The 5724-nt window shown below is 66.2% G+C and carries 4 protein-coding genes; 2 read left to right on the top strand and 2 right to left on the bottom strand.

Translation table 11 applies throughout. From position 1 onward, the window contains the following. Positions 1–193 precede the first annotated feature (193 nt). A complete protein-coding gene (locus J8J14_RS24275; RefSeq protein WP_209382110.1) occupies positions 194–457 on the bottom strand; it encodes a hypothetical protein in 264 nt (87 codons plus the stop codon). 683 nt (positions 458–1140) lie between these two features. Between J8J14_RS24275 and J8J14_RS24270 the strand changes: the two genes are divergently transcribed. Then, on the top strand, positions 1141–1911 hold the full coding sequence (locus tag J8J14_RS24270; protein WP_209382109.1) for an alpha/beta fold hydrolase: 771 nt from the start codon (positions 1141–1143) through the stop codon (positions 1909–1911). Further along, a complete protein-coding gene (locus tag J8J14_RS24265; RefSeq protein ID WP_209382108.1) occupies positions 1908–3581 on the top strand; it encodes an ATP-binding protein in 1674 nt (557 codons plus the stop codon). Before J8J14_RS24270 ends, J8J14_RS24265 begins: the two co-directional genes overlap by 4 nt. On the opposite strand, the gene J8J14_RS24260 is transcribed toward J8J14_RS24265, so the two are convergent. Then, a complete protein-coding gene (locus J8J14_RS24260; protein ID WP_209382107.1) occupies positions 3571–5607 on the bottom strand; it encodes a tyrosine-type recombinase/integrase in 2037 nt (678 codons plus the stop codon). The two genes, J8J14_RS24265 and J8J14_RS24260, sit on opposite strands and share 11 nt — an antisense overlap. Positions 5608–5724: the final 117 nt, after the last annotated feature.

Below are 5724 nucleotides of genomic sequence, written 5' to 3'. Positions count from 1 at the left end.
ACACCCGGATCTCCAACGCCAGTTCCTCTCCGACCATCCGGCCCCCCATCACCACGACGGGGCACCCTAGACCTGGGTCAGATTCCAACCGGCGACCGGGTCAGATTCACTCCGGCGGCAACAACGTCATTCGAGAAAGCAAAACGGCAGCCCTGGCCGGCGGGGAGGTCGCCAGGCATGTCGGAGGGCGTGGTTACAGCAGCTTCCACTCGAAGAGCTCGAGTTGGTCGCCGCTCTCGGTAGGCTCGGCGAGCGAGGCCACCGTGTCGAGCACCTGGTCGCCCGCGCTGTCCGGTGCCCCGCCGGCCGCTACATAGGCCGCCTCTGTGCGTTCAAGCCGGGCCTCGCTGCCCAGTCCCTCGGCCGATGCCTGGCGGAAGGCCTCCCCGACCGCCTGCAGCAGGTGGGCGGGCCAGGTCTCGCAGGCTTTGGGGGCGTAGGGCCGTTCATGCGCCATGGCTGCCCTCCATGGCAGCGGGTTCCCGGGCTCCCACGGCAGGCATGGGCCCGGTGACCTCTGCGTCAGCGCGCGCCTGGGCGATCAGGACCTTCCGCCCTGGCGGATCAAGGCTCTCCCAGATCAGCATGAGTTCCGCACGGCCGGCCTCATGCGTGACGCGGGAAGGAGGGGAAGGGTAGAGAGTCAGCACGCCGATTCGCTCCCTGGCTAGGCGGGAAGGTTAGCCGACGTTCCTAAAACGTTCTACAGAGACGTGCTTGTCGCGGCGGGCAGCATGGCCATGGGTTGGGCCAAGCTCCGCTCCGGGAACGAGCATCCTGGCCGGAAGCGGGATGGTGCTTTACGAGGGCGAGCGCTGGAAAGCTGACGTCCCGAGACCTTACCACCGTCCGGCGGTTCACGCCCGATCCTGAATCGCTCTCATTCTTTCGGACCGTATCAAGACCCAGAGGGTCCCTCGGCGAGCGGAGGCTGTCTGCGGCAGGAGGCCGCGTCAGGCTCGGGAGCCGCTCCAGTGGGCAGGTCCGACTTCACCACTCAAATTCGGATGCTCCGCGCGGCTAGTACGGCCGTCCACCTAAGACGCCTTTTGCCCCACTATGACCTTCTGTAGATAGCCACCTAGCGGGTAAGCGGTAGGAGAATGGACGTTGTCTGTTTCGCGGCAGCATAACGTGAACGTGAGCGGCTCCGGCTCAAAAGCATTGATCTTCGCCCACGGCTTCGGTTGTGACCAGAACATGTGGCGCTTCGTCGCACCAGCATTCGCCGATTGCTACCGGATCGTGCTGTTCGACCATATGGGCGCAGGCGGGTCCGATCTCTCGGCATACAGTCCTGAAAAGTATTCTTCGTTGGATGGATATGCGGACGATGTGATCGAGCTCTGCCGAGAACCGGAGATCCAGGGTGGCACTTTCGTGGGTCACTCTGTGAGTGCCATGATCGGAGTGCTGGCCGCAAAGAAAGCTCGCGACCTCTTCGACACGCTCGTCCTGGTCGGACCCTCTCCCCGATATATCGATGATGACGACTATGTGGGCGGGTTTAGCGAGGGGCAGATCCACGAGCTGTTGGAGTTCCTGGACAGCAACCATATGGGATGGTCCCGGGCCATGGCGCCGGTCATCATGGGCAATCCGGACCGCCCCGAGTTGGGCGAGGAGCTGACGAACAGCTTCTGCCGCACTGATCCCGAGATCGCCAAGCGCTTCGCCCGGACCACCTTCCTCTCCGACAACCGCGCTGATCTGGCCGGGGTCAGGGCCCGCTCGCTTATTCTCCAGTGCTCAGAAGACGTGATCGCTCCACCGTGCGTCGGAGAATACGTGCACCGCGCGATTCCTGGCAGCGAGTTCGTGCTCCTCAGGGCCACTGGGCACTGCCCGAACCTGAGCGCCCCCGAGGAGACCATCACTGCCATCAAAGCATTTCTAAGCCACGCAGCTTGAGCGAAGGAACTTCCAGCTCCGCGCCACAGGACGTAGAGGACCTTGAGGACCTCTTCGAGAACGCACCCTGTGGCTACCTCTCTGCTGACCCTGCGGGACGTATCACAAAAGCCAATCAGACCTTCATGGTGTGGACGGGCTATAGGCGTGACCAGCTAGTCGGGCGCCGCTTTCAGGATCTTCTAAACATTGCCGGGAAGATCTACTACGAAACCCACTTCGCGCCCCTACTACGCATGCAGGGCTTCTTCAACGAGGTTGCGCTCGACCTCGTCAGCGCCAGCGGCTCACCCCTGCCTATGCTGGTCAATGCGGTCGAGCGTCGCGATGGCGACGGAAGGGTGCGGTTCACCCGAGTAACGGTTTTCAACGCCTCCGACCGCCGGCGGTACGAGCGGGAGCTCCTGGAGGCGCGCAGGGCCGCCGAAAAGGCCAACGCGGAACTGCACGAACTTAACCTCACGCTGGAGGCGCGGATTGAGGAGGCCGTCCAGGACCGGATGAAGGCCGAAGAGGCACTGCGCCAAGCCCAGAAGATGGAGGCCGTGGGCCAGCTCACGGGCGGCATCGCGCACGACTTCAACAACCTGCTGGCCGGGATCACCGGTAGCCTTGAGCTGTTGCGGACGCGGGTGGCGCAAGGGAGGATTGGCGAGCTGGAGCGCTACATCATCGCGGCCCAAGGCGCGTCTAAGCGGGCGGCAACGCTGACACACCGGCTCCTCGCCTTCTCGCGGCGGCAGGCGCTCCATCCCAGACCCACGGATATCAACCGGCTGGTCGCGGGCATGGAGGATCTGATCCGCCGCACCATGGGACCGAACGTGGTAGTTGAGGTGGTGGCGGCAGGCGGGCTCTGGACCACCCTGGTAGACACAAACCAGTTTGAGAACGCGCTGCTGAACTTGTGCATCAATGCCAGAGACGCGATGCCCAATGGCGGAAAGCTGACGATCGAGACGGGCAACCGCTGGCTTGACGAGCGCGCTGCGCAGGACCGTGACCTGCCTGCCGGCCAATACGCCTCGCTCTGCGTGAGTGATACTGGTTCTGGCATGCCGCCCGAGGTGATCGAGCGTGCCTTCGACCCTTTCTTCACAACCAAGCCCATCGGCCAGGGCACAGGACTGGGCCTCTCTACGATTTACGGGTTTGTTCGCCAGTCGAGCGGGCAGGTCCGCATCTATTCCGAACTGGGCCAGGGCACGACCATGTGCCTTTACCTGCCCCGGCACCTCGGCGCCGCGGAGGCCGCGGAAGTCACGGAAATCGCGAGGCGGACCGAAGCGCCACGGGCCGAGCAGGGTGAGACCGTACTGGTGGTCGATGACGAGCCGACCGTGCGGATGCTGGTCACCGAGGTGCTGGAGGAGCTGGGCTACACAGCGATTGAGGCCGCAGCCGGTCCAGCCGCACTGAAAGTGTTGCAGTCCAACGCACGAATCCACCTCCTGGTCACCGATGTTGGCCTGCCCGGCGGCATGAACGGCCGTCAGCTGGCGGAGGCGGGAAGGGCGGTGCGGCCTGGTCTGAAGGTGCTGTTCATTACCGGCTATGCGGAGAACGCCGTCATCAACCACGGCCATCTGGAGCCGGGCATGCACATGCTGACAAAGCCATTCGCGATGGATACGCTAGCCAGCCGGATCCGGGGGCTCATCAGAGGCTGACACGATCCGGAGGCCTGAACGACGCTACGCTCCCGCAATCCTCCAAGTGCGGATCGCATGTCCGGTTTCGGGAAAGGACCGCTCGACGGTCAATGACCGGGATGGGCGCATCGCGGAAGAACCAGGTCGGCCGGGGGCAGACGTTCTGCTCACGGCGAGACCAGAAGGAACGGATACGGCTTTCTCTCAAGCGAAGCGCCGGCGTGCATGTGATCAGCATGCGTGCCCCTGGGGCGCGCCGGGCCGCGCTGCCCACGCCCCTAGAAGCGCGACGACCAGCATCCCCGTCACCGGCACAGAACGAAGCCATCCTGCCGCATCTGGTCCAGCGCGCGCGGATCCTCACCGAGCTCGGCAATTCCCCACACCAACCGCGCCAGTGCCTCCGATAGGGGACGGTGCCAGTTCCCCTTCTGGTACACCTCGCGCACATGTCGGAGGTGTTCTCGTGGCCAAAGATCAGGTCGAGGTCGTCCCGGCTCACGCGCAATCCGTTCAGCATGGTCCTTGCCGAGTGACGCAGGGAGTGGAAGTCGAGGCCTGGCCGTGTGATGCCTAGCGCCCGGCGGAGGGCCAGGAAGGACCGCGAGAGGTTGCGTGCGCCCTTCTCCGGCGAGGCAACGTCATCGAAGAGGAAGTCGGAGTCCGGCCCACCCCTGAGCTGAAGGTACTGGAGGAAGCCGAGCCGCAGCACGACCGGGTGCAGGGGCACGACCCGGTCCGCCGCACGGGTCTTGAGGACGTTCTCGGTCTCGGCCTGGCGGTGGCGGCCGATCCCGAGCTCGGCCGCGTAGTCGGCCCCGGCGAGCGGGCGGATGTGGAGCAGGACGAGGTCGTCGCCAAGCACCTCGACGTCGCCCCGGCGGAGCTGGACGATCTCGCGCTCACGCATGCCCATGTAGGCGCCGAAGAGGACGCCGAAGTACCGGGAGGCCTGGCCGGCAGGCCGCAGGCAGGAGCGGTCAGAGCCACCGAGCGGTGACCACCCCCGCCACATCTCCGAGGTGAGCAACTGCTGGACCTCTGAGACGCGGAACGCCTCGCGCGCATCCTTCGCCGCCTGGCGCTGGGCGGCGCCCTTGGCCTTCTTCTGCATGCCCTGGGTCGGGTGCGGAAGGCCCTCACAGCCGGCGTCGCTCTGCGCCCACCGCCACAGTCCGCTCAGCGTGCTCGTGTTCTTGTTGATGGTCTTGGTCGAGAGGCGCTTCACGGTCGCTGGCCGGGCGCGTGAGATCCGCAGCGCCTCCAGGGCGCTCACCCGCCGGTTGCCATGCGGGTCGTCGGGATCCGCGTACTCGGCCGCCTGGCCCCAGTCCGAGCAGATCTCATGGAGGTTGCCGCGGAACTCGCGGACAAGCTCGCGCGTGAGGCCACGGAGGGGCACGTCGCCGAAGAACTCGGTAAAGAGCCGGATCGTGGTCTCGGCATCCCGCTCCGCACTGGCCTGCCACGCCCGGTCCACGCGCTTGGCCTTCCGGAACGCGATAAAGGCGACGCTGAGCGGCGTGTCCGGGGACAGTGGGGCTTGCGCGTTGGAGGCGGGCGGCCCGCACGGCCCTGCTGCTGCTGCTGCTGCTGCTGCTGCTGCTGCTGCTGCTGCTGCTGCTGCTGCTGCTGGCACGGGCGACAGGGACGGGGCAGGGGATGCCACCTCGCCATGAGCGGAGGGGAGGGTTGCCGGGGCTCCCGCCGGCGCGTGTCGGGAGCCCCGCTCCTGTGCGGCGGCCTCGCGCAGGCCCGCGATGGCGCCCTGCGTGCCCGCTTCCAGGATCGCCGGCTCCTCGCCCTTCTCGAGCGGGATGCCCGCCCGCCGCAGCGCCTCGCGGATGAGCGGACCGAAGGTCTCGAGATTGTTGGAGGCCAGCTCGCCACGCAGGAACATGGCGCGGCCCAGGGCGGAGAGGGCCCGCTCCCTTGCCAGAGCGGTGCGCGACGGGAGTGAGGTCGACGGAGGCGGCGCGGGCAGCGTGGCCAGGAGCGCGGCACCGAGGTCCGCCGGAAGGGCAACGGGTTCGTCGGTTGTCAATGCTGAGGTGGATTTCCTCAGAAGCGCTGGCTGAAAATTCCCCAGATCGGCTGGTCCTCATGTGTTGGGACTGAGGTCGGCGTGCCTGGCCTTGGGTGGCCTGCCGCGGCGGCGGGG

Origin of the sequence: Pararoseomonas baculiformis (assembly GCF_017813395.1) — a bacterium.
In the GTDB taxonomy this organism is placed as follows: Bacteria; Pseudomonadota; Alphaproteobacteria; order Acetobacterales; family Acetobacteraceae; genus Roseomonas; species Roseomonas baculiformis.
The sequence above is the reverse complement of the archived record's forward strand: the minus strand, read 5'-3'. Positions and strand labels throughout refer to the sequence as shown.